Source organism: Nocardioides sp., assembly GCF_036274455.1.
Taxonomy (GTDB): Bacteria; Actinomycetota; Actinomycetes; order Propionibacteriales; family Nocardioidaceae; genus Nocardioides.
Genome location: NZ_DASUFR010000237.1, coordinates 55,273 through 79,492 on the forward strand (window position 1 = coordinate 55,273; position 24,220 = coordinate 79,492).

23 protein-coding genes are annotated in these 24,220 nt (G+C 71.8%); 18 read left to right on the top strand and 5 right to left on the bottom strand.

Annotated elements, in window-relative coordinates; all coding sequences use genetic code 11:
- Positions 1–29: 29 nt before the first annotated feature.
- Positions 30–1,193, top strand: coding sequence for a cation:proton antiporter (locus VFV89_RS22635; RefSeq protein WP_329708248.1), 1,164 nt, complete (start codon positions 30–32; stop codon positions 1,191–1,193).
- 86 nt (positions 1,194–1,279) lie between these two features.
- Entirely contained in the window at positions 1,280–1,831 is a 552-nt protein-coding gene (locus VFV89_RS22640) for a type 1 glutamine amidotransferase domain-containing protein (protein WP_329708249.1), read from the top strand.
- A gap of 6 nt (positions 1,832–1,837) precedes the next feature.
- Here the strand turns inward: VFV89_RS22640 and VFV89_RS22645 are convergent, their stop codons facing one another.
- Positions 1,838–3,466: an MFS transporter gene (locus VFV89_RS22645; protein ID WP_329708250.1), complete on the bottom strand. Its 1,629-nt coding sequence runs from the start codon at positions 3,464–3,466 to the stop codon at positions 1,838–1,840.
- A 37-nt stretch (positions 3,467–3,503) separates the two neighbouring features.
- Entirely contained in the window at positions 3,504–4,124 is a 621-nt protein-coding gene (locus tag VFV89_RS22650) for a TetR/AcrR family transcriptional regulator (RefSeq protein ID WP_329708251.1), read from the bottom strand.
- Between the two features lie 77 nt (positions 4,125–4,201).
- Here VFV89_RS22650 and ligA point away from each other — a divergent pair, with 77 nt between their 5' ends.
- A complete protein-coding gene (gene ligA, locus VFV89_RS22655; protein ID WP_414690419.1) occupies positions 4,202–6,385 on the top strand; it encodes an NAD-dependent DNA ligase LigA in 2,184 nt (727 codons plus the stop codon).
- Between the two features lie 10 nt (positions 6,386–6,395).
- Positions 6,396–7,565 carry a phytanoyl-CoA dioxygenase family protein gene (locus tag VFV89_RS22660; protein WP_329708253.1) on the top strand — a complete coding sequence of 390 codons (1,170 nt, stop codon included), beginning with the start codon at positions 6,396–6,398 and terminating at the stop codon, positions 7,563–7,565.
- On the opposite strand, the gene VFV89_RS22665 is transcribed toward VFV89_RS22660, so the two are convergent.
- Complete coding sequence (locus VFV89_RS22665) at positions 7,541–8,536, bottom strand: LacI family DNA-binding transcriptional regulator (protein ID WP_329708254.1); 996 nt, start codon at positions 8,534–8,536, stop codon at positions 7,541–7,543. The two genes, VFV89_RS22660 and VFV89_RS22665, sit on opposite strands and share 25 nt — an antisense overlap.
- Positions 8,537–8,734: 198 nt before the next feature.
- Here VFV89_RS22665 and VFV89_RS22670 point away from each other — a divergent pair, with 198 nt between their 5' ends.
- The 6 genes from VFV89_RS22670 (at position 8,735) to VFV89_RS22695 (ending at position 14,891) form a co-directional block, all read left to right on the top strand.
- The gene (locus VFV89_RS22670) at positions 8,735–9,715 is read left to right on the top strand and encodes a sugar ABC transporter substrate-binding protein (protein WP_329708255.1); all 981 of its coding nucleotides are present in this window, start codon (positions 8,735–8,737) and stop codon (positions 9,713–9,715) included.
- A gap of 72 nt (positions 9,716–9,787) precedes the next feature.
- Positions 9,788–10,846: an ABC transporter permease gene (locus VFV89_RS22675; RefSeq protein WP_329708256.1), complete on the top strand. Its 1,059-nt coding sequence runs from the start codon at positions 9,788–9,790 to the stop codon at positions 10,844–10,846.
- A complete protein-coding gene (locus VFV89_RS22680; RefSeq protein WP_329708257.1) occupies positions 10,843–11,679 on the top strand; it encodes an ATP-binding cassette domain-containing protein in 837 nt (278 codons plus the stop codon). The genes VFV89_RS22675 and VFV89_RS22680 overlap by 4 nt, the downstream gene beginning before the upstream one ends.
- Positions 11,680–11,713: 34 nt before the next feature.
- Complete coding sequence (locus VFV89_RS22685; protein ID WP_329708258.1) at positions 11,714–12,880, top strand: Gfo/Idh/MocA family oxidoreductase; 1,167 nt, start codon at positions 11,714–11,716, stop codon at positions 12,878–12,880.
- Positions 12,877–13,941, top strand: a complete 1,065-nt coding sequence (iolG, locus tag VFV89_RS22690) for an inositol 2-dehydrogenase (protein ID WP_329708259.1) — start codon at positions 12,877–12,879, stop codon at positions 13,939–13,941. Before VFV89_RS22685 ends, iolG begins: the two co-directional genes overlap by 4 nt.
- Positions 13,941–14,891 carry an SDR family oxidoreductase gene (locus tag VFV89_RS22695; protein ID WP_329708260.1) on the top strand — a complete coding sequence of 317 codons (951 nt, stop codon included), beginning with the start codon at positions 13,941–13,943 and terminating at the stop codon, positions 14,889–14,891. The genes iolG and VFV89_RS22695 overlap by 1 nt, the downstream gene beginning before the upstream one ends.
- Before the next feature lie 6 nt (positions 14,892–14,897).
- Here the strand turns inward: VFV89_RS22695 and VFV89_RS22700 are convergent, their stop codons facing one another.
- A complete protein-coding gene (locus tag VFV89_RS22700) occupies positions 14,898–15,662 on the bottom strand; it encodes a GntR family transcriptional regulator (RefSeq protein ID WP_329708261.1) in 765 nt (254 codons plus the stop codon).
- A 78-nt stretch (positions 15,663–15,740) separates the two neighbouring features.
- On the opposite strand from VFV89_RS22700, the gene VFV89_RS22705 reads away from it, so the two are divergent.
- Genes VFV89_RS22705 through VFV89_RS22735 form a run of 7 tightly spaced genes read left to right on the top strand, consistent with a single transcriptional unit; the run spans position 15,741 to position 23,067 of the window.
- Entirely contained in the window at positions 15,741–16,622 is an 882-nt protein-coding gene (locus VFV89_RS22705) for a TIM barrel protein (protein WP_329708262.1), read from the top strand.
- Positions 16,619–18,115, top strand: a complete 1,497-nt coding sequence (locus VFV89_RS22710) for a CoA-acylating methylmalonate-semialdehyde dehydrogenase (protein ID WP_329708263.1) — start codon at positions 16,619–16,621, stop codon at positions 18,113–18,115. Before VFV89_RS22705 ends, VFV89_RS22710 begins: the two co-directional genes overlap by 4 nt.
- A 10-nt stretch (positions 18,116–18,125) precedes the next feature.
- A complete protein-coding gene (gene iolC / locus VFV89_RS22715; RefSeq protein ID WP_329708264.1) occupies positions 18,126–19,106 on the top strand; it encodes a 5-dehydro-2-deoxygluconokinase in 981 nt (326 codons plus the stop codon).
- Positions 19,103–20,017 (top strand): Cgl0159 family (beta/alpha)8-fold protein, encoded by a 915-nt coding sequence (locus VFV89_RS22720; protein ID WP_329708265.1) that lies wholly within the window; start codon positions 19,103–19,105, stop codon positions 20,015–20,017. Before iolC ends, VFV89_RS22720 begins: the two co-directional genes overlap by 4 nt.
- Positions 20,014–20,904 (top strand): 5-deoxy-glucuronate isomerase, encoded by an 891-nt coding sequence (gene iolB, locus VFV89_RS22725; protein ID WP_329708266.1) that lies wholly within the window; start codon positions 20,014–20,016, stop codon positions 20,902–20,904. Before VFV89_RS22720 ends, iolB begins: the two co-directional genes overlap by 4 nt.
- Positions 20,901–22,799, top strand: a complete 1,899-nt coding sequence (gene iolD / locus VFV89_RS22730; protein ID WP_329708267.1) for a 3D-(3,5/4)-trihydroxycyclohexane-1,2-dione acylhydrolase (decyclizing) — start codon at positions 20,901–20,903, stop codon at positions 22,797–22,799. The genes iolB and iolD overlap by 4 nt, the downstream gene beginning before the upstream one ends.
- A gap of 31 nt (positions 22,800–22,830) precedes the next feature.
- Positions 22,831–23,067, top strand: coding sequence for a DUF1272 domain-containing protein (locus tag VFV89_RS22735; RefSeq protein ID WP_329708268.1), 237 nt, complete (start codon positions 22,831–22,833; stop codon positions 23,065–23,067).
- Between the two features lie 91 nt (positions 23,068–23,158).
- Here VFV89_RS22735 and VFV89_RS22740 read toward each other — a convergent pair whose 3' ends face one another.
- The gene (locus VFV89_RS22740) at positions 23,159–23,665 is read right to left on the bottom strand and encodes a DinB family protein (protein ID WP_329708269.1); all 507 of its coding nucleotides are present in this window, start codon (positions 23,663–23,665) and stop codon (positions 23,159–23,161) included.
- Between the two features lie 233 nt (positions 23,666–23,898).
- Here VFV89_RS22740 and VFV89_RS22745 point away from each other — a divergent pair, with 233 nt between their 5' ends.
- Positions 23,899–24,174, top strand: a complete 276-nt coding sequence (locus VFV89_RS22745; RefSeq protein WP_329708270.1) for an HU family DNA-binding protein — start codon at positions 23,899–23,901, stop codon at positions 24,172–24,174.
- Positions 24,175–24,220: the final 46 nt, after the last annotated feature.

Consider the following 24,220-nt stretch of genomic DNA (forward strand, 5'->3'; position numbering starts at 1 on the left):
GGGGCCCCGCCCGGGCCTACTGTTCGGCCGTGAGCTTCACGGTCCTCGCCGTCATCTGCCTCGTCGGGCTGGTCGGGCCGTTGCTCGCGCTGCCGAGGCAGTGGCACCTGCCGGTCGTGCTCGGTGAGCTCATGGCCGGCGTGGTGCTGGGCCGGACCGGCCTCGGCTTCCTCGACCCCGGCGACGAGACGTTCGGCTTCCTCGCCGACGTCGGCTTCGCGCTGGTGATGTTCGTGGCCGGGACCCACGTACCGGTCCGCGACCGGCGGCTGCACCCGGCCCTGGGAGTCGGGGTGACGCGGGCCGTCGCGGTCGGCGTCGCCGCGGTCGCGCTCGGGTACGCCGTGGCCGCGCTGGTCGGCACGCCCCACGCGCCGCTGTACGCCGTGCTCATGGCGTCGTCGTCGGCAGCGGTGATCCTGCCGGTCAAGGACTCGGTCGGACTGGGCGGTGAGGAGGTGCTGCGGCTGCTGCCGCAGGTGGCGATCGCGGACGCGGCGTGCATCGTGCTGCTGCCCCTGGCGATCGACCCCGGCCATGCCGTCCGGGCCGCGCTCGGGGCGCTGGCCGTGATCGGCTGCGGCGTTGCGGCGTACGTCGCGTTCGCCTGGGTGGAGCGCTCCGGCTGGCGGGAGCGGGTGCACGACGTGTCGGAGGAGAGGTCGTTCGCCGTCGAGCTGCGGGTGAGCCTCACCGTGCTGTTCGCGCTCGCGGCGCTGGCGGTGGCGCTGCACGTCTCGATCATGCTGGCCGGATTCGCGCTCGGCCTCGCGGTCTCGGCGGTGGGCGAGCCCAGGCGGGTGGCTCGGCAGCTCTTCGCGGTGACCGAGGGCTTCTTCGGACCGCTCTTCTTCGTCTGGCTCGGCGCGTCGCTCCAGGTCCGGGAGCTAGCGAGCCACCCGGGGATGATCGGTCTCGGCCTGTGCCTCGGTGCCGGCGCCACGGCGGCCCACCTGGTCGCCCGGCTCCTCGGCGAACCCGTCCCGCTGGCCATGCTGGCCACCGCCCAGCTCGGCGTGCCCGTGGCGGCCGCAACCATCGGGGAACAGTTGGGGCTGCTCCGGCCCGGTGAGGCGTCCGCCCTGGTCCTCGGGGCGCTGGTCACACTGGCCGTGGCGGTGTCGGGCGGCAGCCTGGCCGTCCGCGCCGGGCTGGTCGAGGCGCCGTCGCCGGCGGGGGAGGAGATGGCGTGAGCCGAAGCGGTCCTGGCCTGCTGACTCGGGGGGCTCACCTGTCGGGGTGAGCGTGCGCGCGTCCCGGTCACGGGTACCGCATCGCCATGGCTGACCTGACTGCCGACCTGACCGACAAGACCGTGGCGATCATCGCGGTCGACTTCGTCGAGGACGCCGAGCTCACCACGCCGCGAGACGCGCTGCGCGAGATGGGCGCCGCTGTCCAGGTCTTCTCGCCGGACGGCAGTCCGATCCAGGCGGCGGAGGGCGACACCGAGCCGACCCGCAAGATCGAGGTCCACGGCACCTTCGGTGACGTCGACGTGGACCAGATCGACGCGCTCGTCGTGCCCGGCGGCACCGTCAACGCCGACAAGCTCCGTGTCGACCCCACCGCCCAGGCCCTGGTCCGGCAGGTGGCCGGGGCCGGCAAGCCGCTCGCGGTGATCTGCCACGGGCCGTGGCTGCTGGTCTCGGCGGGGCTGGTCGAGGGCCGCCGGCTGACCAGCTACCCCTCCCTGGCCCCGGACATCGAGAACGCCGGAGGCAGCTGGGTCGACGAGGCGGTCGTGATCGACCAGAACCTCATCACCAGCCGCAACCCCGGCGACCTCGATGCGTTCGTCGGCGCCCTGGCGGACGCCCTCTCGGACTAGTCCCGCCTAGACGGCGACCCCTTCGGGCGCCGCGTCGGTGGCCATCTCCTCGTGCTTGACGTTGAGGAAGATCCACACGATCGCCGAGGCCGCCCACATCATGAAGGCGCCGACGAGGAAGGCCTGGGTGGCGCCGAAGGAGAACGACGCGACGTAGGCCTGCTGCTGCAGCGCAGCCTGGTCGACCCCGGCCAGCTGACCACCGAGGCCCTGCAGGGAGCCGGTGATCGTGGCCATGTGGCTGGTCGTGAAGTGCGCAGCCACCGTGGACAGGATCGCCAGGCCCAGCGCACCGCCGACCTGCTGCATGGTGTTCAGCACACCCGAGCCGGCGCCGGCGTCCTGCTGGCGCACGTGGTGCACGGCCGCCATCATCATCGTCACGAAGGTGAGCCCCATCGCGAAGGACATGAGCGTGATCCAGGGCGCGAGGTCGGTCCAGTAGGTGACGGTGTGGCCGAGGTTGTCCCCGCCCGTCGCGGCGTTCAGGACGTCGTTGGCGCCGGTGGCGGCGTCGAGGCGGCTGAACATGTACAGCGAGAAGCCGCCCAGCAGCGTGCCGGTGCCCGCGATCCACCGCGGGTCCACCATGCTCAGGAGCTTCGAGGCGAGGGTCGCGCCGAAGACCATGCCGAAGCAGAACGGCAGGAACGCGAAGCCGGCCTGCAGCGGGCTGTAGCCCATGACGTTCTGGACGTAGAGCGAGAGGAAGAAGAACATCGCGAACATCGCGGCCGGGGTGATCATCATGGCCACGAACGCCGTCGCGCGGGTGCGGTTGGCGAAGATGCTCAGCGGCAGGATCGGGTGCTTGGTGCGCATCTCCAGCAGCACGAAGGACGCGAGGCTCACCACGCCGAGGACCATGCCGGCAATGGCCAGCGGGTCGCCCCAGCCGTGAGGCTGGCCGGCGGCGTCCAGGGTGCCGGTCCGGGTGATGCCGAAGACCAGTGCCAGGAGGCCGAAGGTGCCGATCACGGCACCCGGAATGTCGAGCTCACCGGCGTGGTGCTCGGAGTCAGGCAGCAGCCGGGGCGCGAAGTACGCCGCCGCGAGCCCGATCGGCACGTTGATCAGGAAGGTCAGCCGCCAGCCCCAGTTGGGGTCGATGCCGGTGAGCCAGCCACCGAGGATCAGCCCGATGGCGGCGCCGACGCCGGACATCATCGCGAAGACCGAGAACGCGCGGTTGCGAAGCGGGCCCGCCGGGAACGTCGTCGTGATCAGGGCCAGCGCGGTGGGCGAGGCCATCGCGGCACCGAGACCCTGCAGGCCTCGCGAGCCGAGCAGCATGGCTTCGTTCTGGGCCAGACCGCCGATGGCGGAGGCGACCGCGAACAGGGTCACACCGGCCATGAACACGCGGCGGCGCCCGTAGAGGTCACCGAGGCGGCCACCCAGCAGCAGGAAGCCGCCGAAGGCCAGCGCGTAGCCGGTGACGATCCACGACAGGTTGGTGCTGTCGATGTCGAGGTCCTTGCCGATGTAGGGCAGAGCGATGTTGGCGATGGTGCTGTCGAGCACCACCATCAGCTGGGCCACACAGATCAGCACCAAGGCCCAGGTCGCGTGCGAAGGAGCCTTGATGGCGCTCTCGCCGGCGACCACGTCGGGCCGTTCGGTCAGTTCGGTCATGGGAGTGCTGTCTCTCTCTAGGGATGGGAGGGAACGTTCAGCGGACGGTCGGATGCGAGACGCCAGCGGCCGGCAGGATGATCTGGTCGATGACGTTCTCGATGAGCGCCTTGGTGGGGCGCTCGCCGACGAGGAAGAAGCGATGCAGCACGATCCCGGCCAGCGCCGGGGCGAGCAGCTCGATGTCGACGTCCGCACGGATCTCGCCGCGCTCCTTGGCGCGCTCGAAGAGCGCCTTGGAGCCGGCCAGCTTGGGGGCGAGCACCTGGGTGCGGAACGCCTCGGCGAACTCGGCGTCGCGGGTGATCGCGGTGAGGATGGCGCCGAAGGCGTCGACCTCCGGCTTGTCGGTCAGCCCACCGTGGCCGCAGAAGGCGTCGATCAGGTCGCCGCGCAGGGTGCCGGTGTCGACGACCCCCTGCTCGGTGTAGTGGTGCTGCCGGTGGTCGTGCTGGAGCGCGTCGATGACCAGCTGGACCTTGCCGTTCCAGCGTCGGTAGAGCGTCGCCTTGGAGGCCTTGGCCTTCTGGGCGACCGCGTCCATCGTGAGCCGGTCGTAGCCCACCTCGGCGAGCACGGCGAGCGCCGCCTCGAGGATCTCGGCCTCACGAGGCCCCTCAACGCGGGGGCGGGAGTGGGGCTCGACCTGGGTGGACATACCTACGCTGCTCCTCGGTTGCCTGTTGTGCGCATGGATGAAACGAAACTGTTTCGTTTCATCGCGAACAGCGTGTCATGTCGGGCCATTCCGCCCCAACCGAATATTCACAACCGGTCTGGACCACCATCTGTTCCCGCCCGGGATCGGGTGTCGGAGGCCCCGGGCAGAATGTGCGCGTGAGCGACCCGAGGACGGCCACTCCTGAGGCCCGCGACGAGCACCAGAGGCTGTCGGAGGAGGTCGAGGAGGCGCGGTGGCGCTACTTCGTCCTCGACGACCCGACGCTCGACGACGCGGACTACGACCGCCGGTTGCGCCGGCTCCAGGAGCTCGAGGCCGAGTTCCCCGAGCTCCAGACCCCCGACTCGCCGACCCAGAAGGTCGGTGGCGCGGTCTCGACGGAGTTCACCGCGGTCGACCACCTGCGGCCGATGGAGAGCCTCGACAACGCGTTCTCCTACGAGGAGCTGGCCGCGTGGTACGCACGGATCGAGCGCGACGGGGTCCATCGGCCGGCCCTGCTCTGCGAGCTCAAGGTCGACGGCCTCGCGATCAACCTGCTCTACGAGGACGGCCGGCTGGTCCGTGCCCTGACCCGCGGCGACGGCCGCACCGGCGAGGACGTCACGCCCAACGTCAAGACCATCGCGGCGATCCCGCATCGTCTGACCGGCACCGCGCAGTTCCCGGTGCCGAAGCTCCTCGAGGTCCGCGGCGAGGTGTTCCTCCCGGTCGAGGCGTTCGAGCGGCTCAACGAGTCGCTGGTCGAGGCGGGCAAGCAGCAGTTCGCCAACCCGCGCAACTCCGCGGCGGGGTCGCTTCGCCAGAAGGACCCGCGGGTCACCGCCAGCCGCGCACTCGGCATGGTCTGCCACGGGATCGGGGCCCGTGAGGGGTTCGAGCCGCAGGCGCAGTCCCACGCCTACGAGGCGCTGGCGGCCTGGGGGCTGCCCACGTCGAGCCAGGTCAAGGTGCTCGACACCCTCGAGGAGGTGCAGGCCTACATCGAGAACGCCGGCGAGAACCGCCACTCGATCGTCCCCTACGAGATCGACGGCGTGGTGGTGAAGGTCGACGACGTGGCGCTGCAGCGGCGGCTCGGCTCGACCAGCCGGGCGCCGCGCTGGGCGATCGCGTTCAAGTACCCTCCCGAGGAGGTCAACGCCAGGCTGCTCGACATCCGGGTCAACGTCGGGCGCACCGGCCGGGTGACGCCGTTCGGCGTGATGGAGCCGACCAAGGTCGCGGGCTCCACGGTGGAGAACGCCACGCTCCACAACGCCCACGAGGTCAGGCGCAAGGACGTCCGACCCGGCGACACGGTGATCCTGCGCAAGGCCGGCGACGTGATCCCCGAGATCCTCGGCCCGGTGCTGGCGCTGCGCCCCGAGGGGCTCGCGGAGTGGGTGATGCCCACCGAGTGCCCGGCCTGCGGCACGCCGCTCGCCCAGCAGAAGGAGGGCGACAAGGACCTCCGCTGCCCCAACCACCAGTTCTGCCCGGCCCAGGTCCGCGAGCGGGTCTTCCACGTGGCCGGCCGAGGCGCCTTCGACATCGAGGGGCTGGGCTACGAGGCCGCCGTGGCCCTGCTCGAGGCGAAGGCGATCGACAACGAGGGCGACGTCTTCGACCTCGACGAGGCGATGCTGCTGACCGCGCCACTGTTCACCCGCGCGCCCAAGAAGGGGGAGGACGGGCCGCAGCTGTCGGCCAACGGTGAGCGGCTGCTCGCCAACCTGCGCAGCCGGATGGACGTGCCGTTGTGGCGGGTGCTGGTGGCGCTCTCGATCCGGCACGTCGGGCCGACCGCCGCCCGGGCGCTGGCCCAGGAGTTCGGCTCGATGGCGGCGATCCGCGCGGCCTCCGAGGACGAGCTCGCGGCGGCCGAGGGTGTCGGCCCCACCATCGCCGAGGCCGTCGTCGAGTGGTTCGGCGTCGACTGGCACCGCGAGATCGTCGACAAGTGGGCCGCGGCCGGGGTGTCGATGGAGGACAAGCGCGACGAGTCCGTGGCGCGCACCCTGGAGGGGCTCACCGTGGTGGTGACCGGCTCCCTGGTCGACTTCTCCCGCGACTCGGCCAAGGAGGCGATCCTGGCCCGCGGCGGCAAGGCGGCCGGCTCGGTCTCCAAGAACACCGACTACGTCGTGGCCGGCGACAACGCCGGCTCCAAGGCCGACAAGGCCGAGCAGCTCGGCGTACCGATCCTCGACGAGGCAGGCTTCAAGCGGCTGCTGGAGACCGGTTCCGCGGGCTAGCGTCTTGACCATGACCAGCCAGACCGCGGCCGCACGCGCGCGGCTCACCCCGGCCGACGTCAGCCTCGAGGAGTTCGTGGCCGTCGTCGAGCAGACCACCGACCATGCGGCCTACCCGCACGCCGACCGGGTCGAGCAGGAGGTCCTCGTCTACGACTGCGAGCGGCTCCGGGCGGCCATCGCCACCGCGGCGGGTCGTGACGACGTCTCCGCCGAGCTGGTCCGGGCCCTCACCGACGGGCCGGGCGTGGTCGTCTTCGAGGGCGCCTTCCCCGACCACGCCGTCGTCGACCGGGTGACCGCGGTCTTCGACGAGATCATCGCCGAGGAGGAGGCGAGAGGCGGCGAGCACGGCGACCACTTCGCGGTCCCGGGCGCCAACAGCCGGGTCTGGAACGCGCTGGAGAAGCTGGCCGTCCGGGCGCCGGAGGCGTTCGTCGACTACTACGCCAACGACGTGATCGCGCTGGCCTCGACGGCGTGGCTCGGCCCGGGCTACCAGGTCACCTCGCAGGTCAACGTCGTCCGCCCGGGCGGCAAGGCGCAGGAGCCGCACCGCGACTACCACCTCGGCTTCCTCGCTGACGACGTCATCGAGCGCTACCCGGCGCACGTGCACGCGCTGTCGCCGGTGCTGACGCTGCAGGGTGCGGTGGCGCACAGCGACATGCCGCTCGAGAGCGGGCCGACCCTCTACCTGCCCTACTCCCACCAGTACCTCCCCGGCTACCTCGCGTGGCGGCGCGAGGACATCAAGGCCCACTTCGCCGAGCACCACGTCCAGCTGCCGCTGCGCAAGGGCGACGCCGGCTTCTTCAACCCGGCGCTGTTCCACGGCGCCGGCACCAACGTCTCGACCGACATCCAGCGGATGGCCAACCTGCTCCAGGTCTCCTCGGCGTTCGGCCGGGCCATGGAGCAGGTGGACCGCGGACGGGTGCTGAACGCCGTCTATCCGGCGCTGCGAGCCGGCGGGCTCGGGGCGGCCGCCCTGGCCAACGCAGTGGCGGCCTCGGCGGAGGGCTATCCCTTCCCCACCAACCTCGACCTCGACCAGCCCGTCGACGGGCTCACGCCGCCCAGCCAGGCCGACCTCGTGCACCGCGCCCTGGCCGAGGGCTGGGACCCGGCCGCGCTGGGCGCGGCACTCGACGACTACACCGCGCGGCGCCGCACCTGACCGCGCCGGGCGGGCGCTGTGGTCCGCCGGATGACCAGGTTGGTCTCGATCCGCTCGACCACGCGCGGTGTGTCCGGGTCTGCAATGCGGTCCGTCAGCAGCTGCACCGCTGCGGAGCCGAAGTGGTCGACGCCCTGGCAGATGCTGGTGAGCTGGACCAGGTCGAGCCGGGCGATCTGCGAGTCGTCGTAGCCGACCACGCTGATGTCGCCGGGCACTCGGAGGCCGCTGGACTCGAAGACCCCCATCGCGCCGACCGCGACCAGGTCGTTGGCCGCCACGACGGCGGTCGGCAGCCGTGGCATCCGCATCACCTCCCGCGCCGCCTCCTGTCCGGCCTCGTGGGAGAACGCGCCGGAGATCTCGCTCGGCTCCAGGCCGAGCTCGCGCATCGCGGTGCGGTAGCCCGACGCCCGGTCGCTCGCGGAGCGGTTGGGGCCGCCGGTGATGTGCACGATGCTGCGGTGGCCGAGCTCGGTGAGATGGCCGAGCACCAGGCGCGCCGCCTGGAGCTCGTCGGTGGTCACGACGTCGACCCCCGCGAGCGCGGCGTCGCGCCCGATCAGCACCGTCGGCCAGGACGCGGTGAGGCTGCGCAGCTCCTTGGTCGTCATCAGCGGGCTGAGCAGGGCCAGCCCGGCGACCCGGTGCTCCAGCAGGGTGCGGACCAGCGCCGCCTCCTTGTCCGCCGAGCGGGTGCCGGGCGCCACCAGCAGGTCGAAGCCGGCCTTCTCGGCCGCGGCCGCGAAGGAGGAGTAGACGCCGCCGAAGTAGGGGTTGGTGACGTCGTTGATGAGGACGCCGATCGTGTGCAGCCGCTTGCTGGCCAGCGACCGGGCGTAGGCGTTGGGCCGGTAGCCGAGCTCCTCGGCGGCGCGGAGCACGCGGCGGCGGCGCTGCTCGGAGACGTTGGGGGAGTTGCGCATCACCAGGGAGACCAGGGCGCGGGAGACGCGGGCTCTCTTGGCCACGTCCTCCTGGGTCGGACCCAACGGCGTACCTCACTCGTGAGGAAATGTCAGGACTTTGTGTAACGAAGTAGTAACGGCCCCTTGTGGCCGCCGTGTGACTGGGACCACAGTACCCGATTAGCGCGCGCTAATCAGTAGCGCGCGCTAGAGCGCAAGGCGCGCGTGCGGGCAACCAGCGCCCGCGACCAAGGAGGAAGCATGAAGGCTCCGAAGTTGGGTCTCGCTGCCGCAGTCGCGGCCGCGCTCGTCCTGTCCGCATGCAGCAGCGGCCAGGACGAGGACAAGGACAGCAGCGCCAGCGGTGGTGACCACAAGGACATCAAGATCTGCATGTACACCCACGGCGACGGCGGTGGGTTCTGGTCGGTGGCCAAGAAGGGTGCGGAGCAGGCCGCCGAGGACCTCGGGGTCACCCTCGACTACCAGGAGTCCAACAACGACCCGGAGGCGCAGGCCCAGTTCATCGAGGCCGGCATCGACGGCGGCTGCGACGGCATCGCGGTCTCGGCCCCCAACCCGGACGCCATCCAGAGCGCGATGGACAAGGCCAACGACGCCGGCATCCCGCTGGTGACCATGAACTCCGGGTCCGACTCCTTCCAGGACCTCCACGCGTTCACCCACGTCGGCCAGGACGAGTTCATCGCCGGCCAGGCCGCCGGTGAGAAGTTCAAGGAGCTCGGCGCGACCAAGGTCCTGTGCCCGATCCAGGAGCCCAACAACATCGGGCTGCAGCAGCGCTGCGACGGCGCCAAGGACACCTTCGGCAACGTCGAGAACCTGCAGCTCTCCAAGGGGCTCGCCGACCTCAACCAGAGCGAGGCGGAGATCCAGGCGAAGCTCGAGGCCGACCCGACGATCGACGCGGTCTTCTCGCTGAACGCAGACATCGCCACCGGCTCGGCCATGCCCGCGGTCGACGCAGTGGGACGCGACATCACCATCGGCACCGTCGATCTCTCCGGTGACGCCGTGCAGGCGATCAAGGACGGCAAGATGGCCTTCGCCATCGACCAGCAGCAGTACGCCCAGGGCTACCTGCCCGTCGTCCTGCTCTACCTGAACAAGATCAACGGCCACGTGCTGGGCGGCGGCAAGCCCATGTACACCGGTCCCGGCTTCGTGACCCAGGACAACGCGGACCAGGTCCAGAAGCTGGCCGAGGCCGGCACCCGCTGATCCGGACCCGGGGCGGGCGGGCCGGCGACGGCCCGCCCACCCCGGACCACCCCCTGACAGGGAGGGACCCGCGTGACTGCAACCAGCACCCCCACCGCTCAACCCCAGACCGACGAGCGCCTCGCAACGACGTCATGGCTCACGCGGCTGCTCCGCCGCCCCGAGCTCGGTGCGTTGATGGGCGCCGTCGTGATCTACGTGATGTTCTCCGCCGCCGACACAACTGGAGTGTTCGCAACCATCACCGGCACCGCACGATGGACCGACTACGCGTCCGGCGTCGGAATCGTCGCCGTCCCCGTCGCCCTGCTGATGATCGCCGGCGAGTTCGACCTCAGCTCCGGCGTCATGGTCGGCACCTCCGGCCTGTTGTGCGGCGTGCTCACCACCGAGTACGGCTGGGCGATGTGGCCGGCGATCGCCGCAACCTTCGCCTTCGCAGCGGTGATCGGGCTGATCAACGGCTGGCTGGTGATGCTCACCGGGCTGCCGTCGTTCATCGTCACGCTGGCGATGTTCTTCTCGCTGCGCGGCATCAACCTCGGCGCCACCAAGTCGATCACCGGCACCGTCCGGGTGGCCGGGCTGCGTGACGTCCCGGGCTACGACTCGGCCTCGAAGATCTTCTCCTCCACGTTCTGGCACCCCTACGACTACCGGATCGCTGTCGTGTGGTGGATCGGCATCACGATCCTGGCCACTGTCGTCCTGAGCAGGACTCGGTTCGGCAACTGGATCTTCGCCGTGGGTGGCGACGCGAACGCCGCCCGCAACACCGGCGTCCCCGTCCGCCGCACCAAGATCACGCTCTTCGTGATGACCCAGCTGGCCGCGGCGCTGGTGGGGATCATCAGCCTGACTCGGCTGGCCTCGATGCAGGCGGGCCAGGGCGTGGGCCAGGAGTTCACCTACATCATCGCCGCGGTTGTCGGGGGCTGCCTGCTGACCGGCGGCTACGGCTCGCCCATCGGCGCGAGCATCGGCGCTGCGATCATCGGGATGGCGTTCATCGGCATCACCTACGCCGGCTGGAACTCCGACTGGCTGTACCTCTTCCTCGGCGTGATCCTCTTCGCCGCGGTCCTGGTCAACACCCTCATCGGCAAGCGCGCGGCAGGAGCGAGGAAGTGACGACCTTCGACGAGATCCCCGAGCCCGAGCTGCCCCCGCCGCCGGAGGACGTGACCCCTGCCCTCCAGCTGAAGAACGTCGGCAAGAGCTTCGGCAGCGTGATCGCGCTGCGCGACATCTCGCTGCACGTCGACCCGGGCACGGTCACCTGTGTGCTCGGTGACAACGGCGCGGGCAAGTCGACGCTGATCAAGATCCTCAGCGGCGTGCACCAGCCCACCGAGGGCGAGTTCTTCGTCAACGGCGAGCCGGCCTCGTTCTCCTCACCTCGAGACGCGCTCGGTGCCGGGATCGCCACCGTGTTCCAGGACCTGGCCACGGTGCCGCTGATGTCGGTGTGGCGGAACTTCTTCCTCGGCAACGAGCCGCGGGTCGGAATCGCGCCGTTCACATTCCTGGACACCCGGAAGGCCAAGAAGGTCTGCCGCGAGGAGCTGCTCGCGATGGGCATCGACATCCGCGACCTCGAGCAGCCGGTCGGCACCCTGTCCGGGGGCGAGAGGCAGGCCGTCGCGATCGCACGTGCGGTCTACTTCGGCGCCAAGGTGCTCATCCTCGACGAGCCGACCAGCGCGCTCGGGGTCCGACAGTCCGGGGTGGTGCTGAAGTACATCATCAACGCCCGGCAGGCGGGCGTCGCGGTCGTGTTCATCACCCACAACCCGCACCACGCCCACATGGTCGGCGACCGGTTCTACCTGCTCAACCGGGGCCGGATGACCAACGAGTTCGAGCGCAAGACCGTGACCCGCGAGGAGCTCGTCAAGGCGATGGCCGGTGGCGCCGAGCTGGAGGCGCTCGCGCACGAGCTCGAAGGCGCCAACGTCCGGTGACCCACTGGTGACCGCACTCTAGGAAGACATCGCGATGGAGACCCTCAAGGTCGGCGTGATCGGCGCCGGCTGGATGGGCCACGTGCACGCACGGGCCTACCAGCGACTGCCCCAGCACTGGCCGGACCTGGCGGTGCGCCCCGAGGTCGCGGCGGTGGCGGACTCCTCCGCCGCGGCCGGCGAGGCGTTCAGCCGCGCTCACGGCGCGACGGCGTACGCCGACTGGCACGACCTGCTGGCCGACCCCGACGTGGCCGCGGTCAGCGTCACCGCGCCCAACTTCCTGCACCGCGAGATCGGCGTCGCCGTCGCCGAGGCCGGCAAGCACCTCTGGATCGAGAAGCCGGTCGGGCTGACCGTGGCCGACGCGGCCGCGGTGCGAGACGCGGTCCACGCCAGCGGGGTGGTGGGCTGCGTCGGCTTCAACTACCGGCACGTGCCGGCGGTGGCGCGGGCCCGGCGGGTGGTGGAGTCGGGCGCACTCGGGGTCCCGACCCATGCGCGGGTGCAGCTGCTGACCGACTACGCCGCGCACCCGGGCAGCCCGTTGTCGTGGCGCTACGCCGTCGATCGCGGTGGTCACGGCGCGCTCGGCGACCTGGCCTCGCACGGCGTGGACCTCCTCCGCTTCGTGCTGGGCGACGTGACCGGAGTGATGGCACAGACCGCCATCCACATCCCGAAGCGGCCGGTCGCCGACTCCTCGAACCAGGCGCAGGGTCACTACGCGGTGCTCGACGTCGACGAGCCGGGGCTCAGCTTCGGGGAGGTCGAGAACGAGGACTACGTCGTCGCGATCCTGCGCATGGCCTCCGGGGTGCTCAGCGTGTGCGAGGCCGACCGCGCCGCGGTGGGGGAGCAGAACAACTACGCCTTCGAGGTGCACGGCACCAAGGGGCTGGTGCGCTGGGACTTCCGGCGCCCGGGCGAGCTGCAGGTCTCCGCCGGCGACCACTACGCTGGCCAGCCGACCAGCACCGTGTTCAGCGAGCCCGGCGACGGCGAGTACGCCGCGTTCCAGCCAGGAGCCGGGATCGCGATGGGCTACGACGACACCAAGGTGGTCGAGGCCCGCGGCTTCGTGCGGGCCATCGCCGGCGAGGCGACCGAGCTGGCCACCCTCGACGACGCGGTGGCCGCGGCCGCCGTGCTCGACGCGATGGTCGCCTCGCACGAGTCTGGAGAGTGGGTGCAGCTGTGACGCAGCAGTCGAAGACGGGCGATGCCGGGTTCACGGTCGACACCGGGCCGGAGCTGCCGGTCCGGCGCATCGGCGTGCTCGGCTGCGGCCGGATCGGCCGGATGCACGCCGGGCTGCTGGCCAGGGAGGTGCCGGGCTATGTCGTGGCCGCCGTCGCGGACGCCGTACCCGAGGCGGCGCTCGGCGTCTCCTCGGCCATCGGAGCACCGGTGCGGACGATCGAGGAGCTCCTCGCGTCCGACGACGTCGACACGGTGGCGATCTGCACCAGCACCGACACCCATGTCGACCTGGTCATCGCGGCGGCGGCGGCCGGGAAGGCGATCTTCTGCGAGAAGCCGGTCAGCCTCGACCTCGAGCAGGTCGACCGCGCGCTGGCGGCCGTCGACGCCGCCGGGGTGCCGTTCATGATCGGCTTCAACCGGCGCTTCGACCCCGGCCACAAGTCGGTCCACGACCGGGTGGCCGACGGCACGATCGGCGACCTGCACCTCCTGCGGATCACCAGCCGCGACCCCGCACCGCCTCCGCCGGAGTACGTCGCGGTCAGCGGCGGGATCTTCCTCGACATGGTCATCCACGACTTCGACATGGCCGGCTACGTCGTGCGCAGCCCGGTGAGCGAGGTGTTCGCCCGCGGTGCGGTGCGCGTCGACCCGCGGATCGGCGAGGCGGGAGACGTCGATACGGCGGTCACGGTCCTGACGCACGAGGACGGCACGCTGACCACGATCGACAACAGCCGGGAGGCGGTCTACGGCTTCGACCAGCGTGTCGAGGCGTTCGGGAGCGCCGGGATGGCGGTCTCCGACAACCCGGCCCGGCACGCCGGCTGGCACGTCGGCCGCGACGCGCGGACCGACCAGCCCCTGCCGTGGTTCTTCCTCGACCGCTACCTCGAGTCCTACCGGCAGGAGTGGGCGGCGTTCCACACCTACCTCACCGAGGGCGGACCGTCCCCGGTCGGCACCGCCGAGGCCCGGCACTGCACGGCCGTGGCGCTGGCCGCCGGCCTCTCGCTGCGCGAGGGCCGCCCCGTCCAGGTCGAGGAGGTCGGGTAGTGGTCACCGTCGCGGTCACCGGCGCCACCGGCTTCGTGGGCGGCACCGTCGCGGCGGTGCTCGCCGGCAAGGGCCACGAGGTCGTCTGCCTGGTGCGCAGCGACCCCGGCGGCGACTTCGCGTGGCCGACCCGGCTCGTCGACATGCAGGACACCGAGTCGTTGGCGCGGGGGCTCGACGGCTGCGACGCCGTCGCGCACCTGGCGATCTACAACGACTTCGTCGGCATGTACGCCGACCGCAAGCGCGCGCAGGACGGCTACGTCGGCCTGACCCGCCGGGTGGTCGACGCGGCCAACCGGACCGGCGCCCGGGTCGGGTACATCTCGACCGACTGGGTCTTCGACGGCACCGGCCACCTCGTCGACGAGGAGGAGCCACCGAACCCGGTCAACCTCTACGGGTTCCTCAAGGCGGCCTCCGAGCTGGTGGTGCTGGAGCGTGCCCAAGCCGGGTTCGTCGCGCGGGTCGGAGGTGTCCAGGGGCTGCACCAGACCCAGGACTCCGGTCCCCGCTCCCAGGACTGCGGGTTCGGCTACTTCGTCCTCGCGCTCGTCGACGCGCTGCGGGCGGGGGAGCGGTTCACGGTGTGGGAGGACCCGGCCATCAACTCGGTCGCCACGCCGATCGTCTCGCCCGAGATCGGGGCGCTGCTCGGGCTGGCGTTCGAGAAGCGGCTGGACGGCGTGCTCCACTTCGCCGGGGCAACGGCGGTGACCCGGCGCGAGCTCGCGCTCGCCAGCTGCGAGGCGTTCGACCTCGAGGCGAGCCTGCTGGACTTCGGCCCACCCCCGGACGAGGCGCGGCTGCCCGCGCCGGTGCCCCACGACACCAGCATGGCCGCCGACACGACGATGGCCCGGCTGGGCGCCGTCGCCCAGCCCATCGAGGTCCAGCTCCGGGCGCTGAGGCAGGAGCTCGAGACCGGCGTCCCGGCGCCGATCAGCTGACCGATGTCAGGGGCTGACCAGGTTGATCTCGAAGCTGTAGCGGCTGGCGGCGTAGACATGGCTCGCGAACTCCACGGTGGTGCCCTTCTCGTCGAGGGTCTCCCGCTCCATGGTGAGCACGGCCGCGCCACGGCTCTCACCGAGCTGCTTCGCCTCGGCCGTCGTCGCCGTCCGGGCGCCGACGGTCTGGGTGGCCGAGTGCAGGTGCACCCCTGCGCGCCGGAGGAGCTCGTAGAGGCCGGTGGTGGCCAGCGCGGACTCGTCGAAGGACACGACGTGGGAGGGCAGCCAGTTCGTCATCCGGGCGATCGGCAGCTCCCCGGCGCTGCGCAGCCGCTCGACGAGGACCACCGGGTCGCCCTCCTCGACCCGGAGCCGGGCCGCGATGTCCGCGCCGGCGCCGACGGTCTCGAACCGGAGCACCTCGGTCGCCGGCGCCTGGCCGGAGCTCGACAGGTCGTCGTGGAGGCTGGTCAGCTCCAGGGGCCTGCGCACCTTGGGCTGGACGACGCGGGTGCCGATGCCCCGCCGGCGCACGATCAGCCCCTGGTCGACCAGCCGCTCCATGGCGCGCCGCATCGTTGGTCGCGAGACGCCGAGCCGCTCGGCCATCACGATCTCGTTGTCGAGCAGAGCGCCCTGCGGCAGGGCGCCGTCGGCGATGGCCTGCTCGAGGTGCTGGGCGACCTGGAACCACAGCGGGATCGGGCTGCCACGGTCGATGACGAACGCGGCGAGCACGTCGTCGAGGGAGTAGCCGGGGGAGGACATGCACTCTAGTATGTCATATGATCTAATGTTAGGACAAAGTGTTGACATGAGTTGGGCTCTTTGGATTGGATCGATGTCGTGACCTCTTCCCTTCCCCTCGACCGCATCGCCGGCGCGCCCATCTCCTGGGGCCTGTGCGAGGTGCCCGGCTGGGGCTACCAGCTGACCCCTGGTCGCGTGCTGTCCGAGATGCAGGAGCTCGGGCTCGCCGCCACCGAGTTCGGCCCACCCGGGTTCCTCGACCCCGACGCCGACTCGCGGGTGGCCCAGCTGGCGTCGTACGGCCTGCACGCGGTGGGCGGCTTCCACGTCGCGGTCCTGCACGACCCGGACCACGACCCGCTGCCCGGGGTGGACGCGTTCATCGACGAGTGCCTCGCAGCCAAGGCCGGGATGGTCGTCGTGGCCGCCGGCACCGGCCAGGACGGCTATGACGCCCGCCCGGAGCTCGACGAGGCGGGCTGGCAGACCCTGCTCGGCAACCTGGACCGCATCGCCGACCATGCCCGCAGCCGTGGGGTCGAGGCCTCGCTGCACCCGCACCTGGGCACGGTGATCGAGAGCGGCGCCGAGACCCGGCGGGTCGTCGACGGCTCGCGCATCGGCCTCTGCCTCGACACCGGCCACCTGGCCGCCGCGGGCGCCGACCCGGTCGAGATCGTCCACGCCGACCCGCAGCGGGTCCGCCACGTGCACCTCAAGGACGTCCGCTCGGCGCTGGCCGCCGAGGTCGTCAGCGGCGAGACCTCGTTCGCCGAGGCGGTACGCCGCGGGATGTTCGTCCCCCTCGGCACCGGTGATGTCGACATTGCAGGCATCGTGACCACGCTCGAGGACGCCGGCTACCAGGGCTGGTACGTCCTCGAGCAGGACGTGATGCTGCCGGGCGAGCCGGAGGGCGAGGGCCCGGTGGCCGACGTACGCAAGTCTCTCGAGTTCCTGACCGGAGGTGCGGCATGACAACCGTCCAGCACTGGATCGCCGGCGAGCTGACCGACGCGGGCTCGACCCGCACCGCACCGGTCTACAACCCGGCCACCGGCCAGGTCGCGGCCGAGGTGCTGCTCGCCGACGCCGCCGACGTCGACAGGGCGGTCGACGCCGCCTGGGAGGCGTTCCCCGGCTGGTCGCAGACCTCGCTCAGCGCCCGAGCCAAGATCATGTTCGCCTTCCGCGAGCTCCTCAACGCCCACGCCCCGGAGCTCGCCGAGGTGATCACCGACCAGCACGGCAAGGTGCTCTCCGACGCGCTCGGCGAGGTGCAGCGCGGCCTCGAGGTGGTCGAGTTCGCCTGCGGCATCCCCAGCCTGCTCAAGGGCGACTACTCCGACCAGGTCTCGACCGGGGTGGACACCTTCTCCTTCCGCGAGCCACTCGGGGTCTGCGCCGGGATCACGCCGTTCAACTTCCCGGCCATGGTGCCGATGTGGATGTTCCCGGTCGCCATCGCGTGCGGCAACACCTTCGTGCTCAAGCCCAGCGAGCGGGACCCCTCGGCGTCGCTGCTGATCGCCGACCTGTGGAAACGCGCGGGGCTGCCCGACGGCGTCTTCAACGTCGTGCACGGCGACAAGGTCGCGGTGGACGCCATCCTCGACTCGCCCAGGGTGGCCGCGGTGTCGTTCGTCGGCTCCACGCCGATCGCGCGCTACATCCACGAGCGGGCGAGCGCGAACGGCAAACGGGTCCAGGCCCTCGGCGGCGCCAAGAACCACGCCATCGTGATGCCCGACGCCGACGTCGACTTCGCCGCAGACCACCTGTCCGCGGCCGCGTTCGGCTCGGCCGGGGAGCGGTGCATGGCGATCTCGGCCGCGGTCGCGGTCGGGTCGGCCGCCGACCGCGTGGTCGAGGCCGTCGCCGACCGGGCGCGGGCGGTCAAGGTCGGCTCCGGCCGCGACGCCGCGAGCGAGATGGGCCCGGTCGTGACGCGTGAGGCGCAGCAGCGGATCCTCGGCCTCATCGACAGCGGCGAGAAGCAGGGTGCCGCCATCGCCGTCGACGGCCGCGAGCTCGTCGTGCCCGGCTACGAGGACGGCTTCTTCGTCGGCCCGACCGTGATCGACAAGGTCACGGCCGAGATGGACATCTACACCCAGGAGATCTTCGGGCCGGTCCTGTCCGTCGTACGCACCGACGACGTGGACGAGGCGATCGCGCTGATCAACGCCAACCCCTACGGAAACGGGACCGCGATCTTCACCTCCTCCGGCGAGGCGGCCCGGCGGTTCCAGCGTGGGGTCGACGTCGGGATGATCGGCATCAACGTGCCGATCCCGGTGCCCATGGCGTTCTACTCCTTCGGCGGCTGGAAGGACTCGCTGTTCGGCGACAAGCACGTGCACGGACCCGAGGGCGTGAGCTTCTACACCCGCGCCAAGGTCGTGACCGCCCGCTGGCCGCACGTCGACCACGCGAGCGAGGCCAGCTTCCACTTCCCGACGTCGAAGTGACACCTTGCCGATGACTGGACCGATGACCGGGCTCGAGCTGCTCACCGTGGGCCGGGTGGGGGTGGACCTCTACCCGGAGCAGTCCGGGGTGCCGCTCAAGGACGTCGCGACGTTCGCCAAGTCCCTCGGCGGCACCGCGACCAACGTCGCCGTCGGCGCGGCGCGGCTCGGCCGCCGCACCGCCGTGCTCACCAAGGTCGGCCCCGACGGGTTCGGCGACTACGTCCGCGAGGCGCTGACCGGGTTCGGCGTGGACGCGTCCCACGTCGCCACCGCCGAGGGGCTCCAGACGCCGGTGGTGTTCTGCGAGCTCAACCCGCCGGAGGACCCCCCGCTCACCTTCTATCGCGCGCCGATCGCCCCCGACCTCACCCTCACCGGCGACGACGTCCCCTGGGACGTCGCCGCCGAGGTGCCGGTCCTGTGGGTCACCGGCACCGGGGTCAGCGTCGAGCCGGCGCGCACGACCCAGCTCGAGCTCCTGGCCCGGCGGCCGCGCCCCGAGGCCGGCTCTGGGCGCTGGACGGTGCTCGACCTCGACTGGCGGCCGATGTTCTGGCCGTCGCCGGAGGAGGCGCGGGCGGAGTACGCCGCGATGCTCGCCCACGTCACGGTCACCGTCGGCAACCGCGCCGAGGTCGAGGTGGCGGTCGGGACCAGCGACCCGCACGACGCGGCCGAGCGGCTCCTCGACCGGGGAGTCGAGCTGGCCCTGGTGAAGCTGGGCGGGGAGGGAGTGCTGGTGGCGACGCCGGACGGCGCCACCGTCGTACCACCCCACCGGGTCGAGGTGGTCAACGGGCTCGGCGCCGGAGACGCCTTCGGGGGAGCGTTGGTGCATGGCCTGCTCTCGGGCTGGGAGCCCGCGCGCTGCGCGGAGTACGCCAACGCCGCCGGCGCCCTGGTCGCGAGCCGGCTGGCCTGCGCGGACGCCATGCCGACCGCGGCCGAGGTCGACGAGCTCCTCGCCGCACGAGGAGCCACCGCATGAGCGTGCCCACCATCTCCGACGAGCAGTGGGCGGGCCTGCTCGCCACCCGCGCGGGCGACCCGGGTGCCGTCGGCAAGGCATACGCCGGCCGTCGCCGGCCCGGTCGCATCCTCAGCGACCGCGGCACCCTCTTCCTGGTGGCGGCCGACCACCCGGCGAGGGGGGCGCTGGCCTCCGGCGGCGACCCGATGGCGATGGCCGACCGGCGGTCGCTGCTGGCCCGGCTGGTGGCGGCGCTGGGCCACCCCGAGGTGGACGGCGTGCTCGGCACCCCGGACGTGGTCGAGGAGCTGCTGCTGCTCGGGGCCCTCGAGGACAAGGTGGTGATCGGCTCGATGAACCGCGGTGGCCTCGACGGGGCCACCTGGACCATGGACGACCGGTTCACCGGCTACGACGCCGCCACCATCGCCGAGTGCGGCCTCGAGGGCGGCAAGATGCTGCTGCGTATCGACGACGCCGACGGCGGCACCGCCGAGACGCTCGAGGGCTGCGCCCGCGCGGTCTCCGAGCTCGCCGCCCGCGGGCTCGTGGCGATGGTCGAGCCGCTGCCCTACCGCCGCGAGACCGACGGGTCCCTGCGGATGCTCAAGGACGTCGCCTCCCTCTCCCGGGCGGTCGCGATCGCCAGCGGGCTGGGCACGACCAGCGCCTACACCTGGCTGAAGATGCCGTCGTGCGACGACCCCGACGCGGTCTTCGCCACGACCACGCTGCCGTGCGTCGTCCTCGGCGGGGTGCCCCATCCCGATCCTGCCGAGGACCTCGCGTCCTGGGGCCGGGCGCTGACCCAGCCGGCCGTGCGCGGGCTGGTCGTCGGCCGGGCGCTGCTCTATCCGCCGGACGGCGAGGTCCACGCCGCGGTCGATGCCGCCGCGACGGTCCTGCGTGCCGCGGGGGAGCGCGGATGAGCCTGGTCCGTCCCGCCGACGGCCCGCTGGTCGTCGACATCACCCCCGAGAGCGCCGGCTGGGACTGGACCGGGCTCCGGGTGTGCAGGCTCGCCCCCGGCGCACCGACCAGGGTCGAGACCGGTGGCTCGGAGCTGTTCGTGCTGCCCCTCTCCGGCTCCCTCGACGTGACCGTCGGCGCCGACGAGCACCATCTCGACGGGCGGGAGTCGGTGTTCAGCCGGATCACCGACTTCCTCTACGTCGGCCGCGACACCTCCTTCGAGCTGCGCTCCGCGGAGGGCGCCGAGGTGGCGCTGCCGGCGTCGCGGTGCGAGGTGGCGCTGGCCCCGGCGTACGGCGCGGCGGAGGACGTCCCGGTCGAGGTCCGTGGCGCCGGGCCGGCGACCCGCCAGGTCGCCAACTTCGGCATCCCCGGGGTCTGGGACCACGCCGACAAGCTGGTGTGCTGCGAGCTGCTGACCCCCGAGGGCAACTGGTCGAGCTACCCGCCGCACAAGCACGACGCGAGCGAGCCGTGCCGGGTCGTCAACGAGGAGATCTACTACTACCGGATCCGCGGCGGGCCGGACGGCTCCAGCGGCTTCGGCTACCACACGACCTACACCGGGCCCGAGCACGATGCTGCCGGGCTGGCACCGGTCGACGAGGACCACCGGGTCCGCGACCACGACGTGGTCCTGGTGCCGCACGGCTACCACGGACCCTGCGTCGCGGCGCCCGGCTACGAGATGTACTACCTGAACGTGATGGCCGGCCCGGCCGGCCGGGAGCTGGCGTTCTGCGACGACCCGGCGCACGGCTGGGTGCGCGACACCTGGGCCGGCATGGCCACGGACCCCCGCTGCCCGATGACCTCGGCAGCGGGCCGGAGGGAGCCTTCGTGAACACTGGATCGAGCACCGTTCGACTCACCACTGCACAGGCGCTGGTGCGCTGGATGACCTCGCAGCGCTCGGAGCTGCTGGACGGCACCGAGGTCTCGCTGTTCGCGGGAGTCTTCGCGATCTTCGGCCACGGCAACGTGCTCGGCCTCGGGACCGCGCTGCACGAGGCGGGCGAGCGCCTCCCGACCTGGCGCGGCCAGAACGAGCAGGGGATGGCGCTGGCCGCGGTGGCCTACGCGCGGGCCACCGACCGCCGCCAGGTGATGGCCGCGACCTCCTCGATCGGGCCCGGGGCGCTCAACATGGTCACGGCGGCGGGCGTCGCGCACGCCAACCGGCTGCCGGTGCTGCTCCTGGCGGGTGACACCTTCGCCGGCCGGGCGCCGGACCCGGTCCTGCAGCAGGTCGAGCACTTCGGCGACCCGACCGTCACCGTCAACGACGCGTTCCGTGCGGTGACGCGCTACTTCGACCGGGTCACCAGGCCCGAGCAGCTGCTGGCCACCCTGCCCCACGTAGCCAGGGTGCTCACCGACCCGGCCGACTGCGGTCCCGTCGCGCTCGCGCTGCCGCAGGACGTGCAGGCCGAGGAGTGGGACTTCCCGGAGGCGTTCTTCGCGCCCCGGGTGCACCGGGTGCCGCGGGCGCGCCCCGACCGCGATGCGGTGCGGTCCGCGGCGGAGACGGTCCGGTCGGCCGAGCGGCCGCTGCTCGTCATCGGAGGTGGAGTGCGCTACTCCGGGGCCGCGGCCGAGGCGGTGGCGTTCGCGGAGGCGCACGGCGTACCCGTCGTCGAGACGGTCGCCGGCCGCACCCTCGTTCCGCACGACCATCGGTTGTACGGCGGCGCGCTCGGCATCGTCGGCTCCGCGTCGGCCAACACGCTGGCGGCCGAGGCCGACGTCGTGGTCGCGGTCGGGACCCGGCTGCAGGACTTCACGACGTCGTCGTGGACCGGCTTCTCCTCCGGCGTACGGCTCGTGTCGGTCAACGCGGCCCGCTTCGACGCGGTCAAGCACGGCGCCGAGGAGGTCGTGGGCGACGCGCGCGAGACGCTGGTCGAGCTCTCCTCCGCGCTGGCCGGTTGGACGGCGCCGCCCGCGTTCGCGGCTCGTGCCGCCACGGTCAAGGCGGGGTGGGACGCCGAGGTCGACCGGCTGCGCGCCGGCGTGGCGCTCGGGGTGCTGACCTACGCCCAGGTGACCGGTGCGGTCAACGACGCCTCCGGTCCCGACGACTACGTGCTGACCGCGTCCGGCGGCATGCCCGGCGAGCTCCACGGCGGCTGGCGGACCGGGAAGGTCACCCCGGGCGCGACGTCGGGCGCGACCATGGACCTCGAGTACGGCTTCTCGTGCATGGGCTACGAGATCGTCGCCCCGTGGGGCGCCGCGATGGCCAGGTCCCGCACCCACCCCGACGGCCTCGTGACCTCGATCTTCGGGGACGGCTCCTACCTCATGCTCAACTCCGAGCTCTACTCCGCGGCGTTCGCCGGGGTGCCGTTCGTCGCGGTGCTCTGCGACAACGCGGGCTTCGCGGTGATCCACCGGCTGCAGACCGGCCAGGGGGCGGAGGGGTTCAACAACCTGCTCACCGACGCGCGCGGCCCGGGTGCCGCCGCCGGGCTCACTGTCGACTTCGCCGCCCACGCCCGGTCGCTGGGCTGCCACGTCGAGACCGTCGCCGACGGTGACCTGAACGGCTTCGGTTCTGCCTACGCCGCGGCGCGAGCCGCCGCGGTCGCCGAGCAGCGGCCGGCCGTCGTGGTCTGCCGGGTCGCCGAGTCGGCGTGGACCGAGTCGGGCGCGTGGTGGGAGACCGGCACGCCGCAGTCGCTGTCCGGCCGTGCGGCGTACGAGGAGGGGAAGGCGCGCCAGGTCCGTTGGACCTGACCCTGGGCCCGGCGTGCGGCAGGCTGAGGCCATGCTCGAGCTCCGCCCCAACTGCGAGTGCTGCGACCGCGACCTGCCACCGGAGTCACCGGACGCGATGATCTGCACCTACGAGTGCACCTGGTGCCGCGACTGCGTGGACAACGTCCTGCACGGCGTCTGCCCCAACTGCGGGGGCAACCTCCAGCCCCGGCCGATCCGCCCGGCGGCACTGCTGGCCAAGGACCCCGCCTCGACCGAGCGCGTGCTTCGCGAGCACTGTCCCTAGGGGCCCGGTCCGAGTGGGCGGTGCGAGAGCAACCACTTTCCTTGTGGATGACAGTTGGTAGCCCACCGCCACCTGGGGTGGCAGGCAGAGGTCAGCCGGCGGCCAGCACCTGTTCGCGCAGGATGTCGCCGTGGCCGGCGTGCCGGGCGAGCTCCTCGACCATGTGCACGTAGATCCAGCGCAGGGTGAGCGGGCCGCGCCGGTTGTGGACGGCCAGGTCGTCGAGGTCGTACGGCGCAGCGATCTGGTCCGCCTCGGCCCAGGCTGCGCGGTAGTCGGCGAGCACCGACGCGATCGTGTCGTCGTCCTCGAGGATCCAGCTGTCGTCGGCAGCCTCGGCGATCCCGACCTCGGCCCGGGAGCGCCCCGCGAGCGAGACGTGGAACCACACCTTCTCGACGAACACGCAGTGCTTGACGATGCCCAGCAGCGTCGTCGCGGACGGCACCAGCCGGGCTCGCGCCTGCGCCTCGGTGAGCCCGTCGAGGAGCGCCACGATCTCGGTGCGGTTGTCGTGCACGAACGCCAGCAGCTGGGACCGCTCGCTCCCGATGAGGTGCTGCTCGCTGAGGTAGGGGTCAGGTGCGGCCTCGGTCACGACCGTCAAGGCTAGATGGCTGGGCCCGAGCACTGACCTCCCGGGCCGGGTTCGGGACGTGGGCGTGCATCGGCGCGTTGCTGAGGTTGCTGGAGGAGCTGGAGAGGTTCGTGGGGTAGATGTTGCTCGGTTCTGCGCTCAACACGTCGTGCCGTGCCGCGGCGTGGGTAACGGGCGCCTGTACGGTTCAACCGCAGTCAGCACGACCCCGACCACACGAACTAGGACGTGACATGAACAAGGGAGACCTCAAGGACGCGGTGGCCCAGGCCGCCGGGCTCAGTGGCGCCGACGCCGAGCGGGCGCTGGACGCGGTCCTCGACACCATCACGAAGGCCGTTGCCTCTGGTGACAAGGTCACCATCCCGGGCTTCGGCACCTTCGAGAAGCGCGAGCGCTCGGCGCGCACCGGCCGCAACCCGCAGACCGGCGCGGAGATCCAGATCGCCGCAACGAGCGTGCCCGGCTTCAAGGCCGGCGCCAAGTTCAAGTCCGCCGTCGCCGGCTGACCCAGAACTCACACCGAGCCGGGGCGCCCCCCAGGGGCGCCCCGGC

Excerpts from the sequence above, each read along its gene's own strand:
- VFV89_RS22645 (WP_329708250.1), bottom strand. The coding sequence starts at position 3,466 with ATGACCGAACTGACCGAACGGCCCGACGTGGTCGCCGGCGAGAGCGCC.
- VFV89_RS22700 (WP_329708261.1), bottom strand. The coding sequence starts at position 15,662 with ATGTCCTCCCCCGGCTACTCCCTCGACGACGTGCTCGCCGCGTTCGTC.
- VFV89_RS22670 (WP_329708255.1), top strand. The coding sequence starts at position 8,735 with ATGAAGGCTCCGAAGTTGGGTCTCGCTGCCGCAGTCGCGGCCGCGCTC.
- iolC (WP_329708264.1), top strand. The coding sequence starts at position 18,126 with ATGACTGGACCGATGACCGGGCTCGAGCTGCTCACCGTGGGCCGGGTG.
- VFV89_RS22735 (WP_329708268.1), top strand. The coding sequence starts at position 22,831 with ATGCTCGAGCTCCGCCCCAACTGCGAGTGCTGCGACCGCGACCTGCCA.
- VFV89_RS22720 (WP_329708265.1), top strand. The coding sequence starts at position 19,103 with ATGAGCGTGCCCACCATCTCCGACGAGCAGTGGGCGGGCCTGCTCGCC.
- VFV89_RS22650 (WP_329708251.1), bottom strand. The coding sequence starts at position 4,124 with ATGTCCACCCAGGTCGAGCCCCACTCCCGCCCCCGCGTTGAGGGGCCT.
- iolB (WP_329708266.1), top strand. The coding sequence starts at position 20,014 with ATGAGCCTGGTCCGTCCCGCCGACGGCCCGCTGGTCGTCGACATCACC.
- VFV89_RS22640 (WP_329708249.1), top strand. The coding sequence starts at position 1,280 with ATGGCTGACCTGACTGCCGACCTGACCGACAAGACCGTGGCGATCATC.
- VFV89_RS22710 (WP_329708263.1), top strand. The coding sequence starts at position 16,619 with ATGACAACCGTCCAGCACTGGATCGCCGGCGAGCTGACCGACGCGGGC.
- VFV89_RS22745 (WP_329708270.1), top strand. The coding sequence starts at position 23,899 with ATGAACAAGGGAGACCTCAAGGACGCGGTGGCCCAGGCCGCCGGGCTC.
- ligA (WP_414690419.1), top strand. The coding sequence starts at position 4,202 with ATGTCGGGCCATTCCGCCCCAACCGAATATTCACAACCGGTCTGGACC.
- VFV89_RS22685 (WP_329708258.1), top strand. The coding sequence starts at position 11,714 with ATGGAGACCCTCAAGGTCGGCGTGATCGGCGCCGGCTGGATGGGCCAC.
- VFV89_RS22660 (WP_329708253.1), top strand. The coding sequence starts at position 6,396 with ATGACCAGCCAGACCGCGGCCGCACGCGCGCGGCTCACCCCGGCCGAC.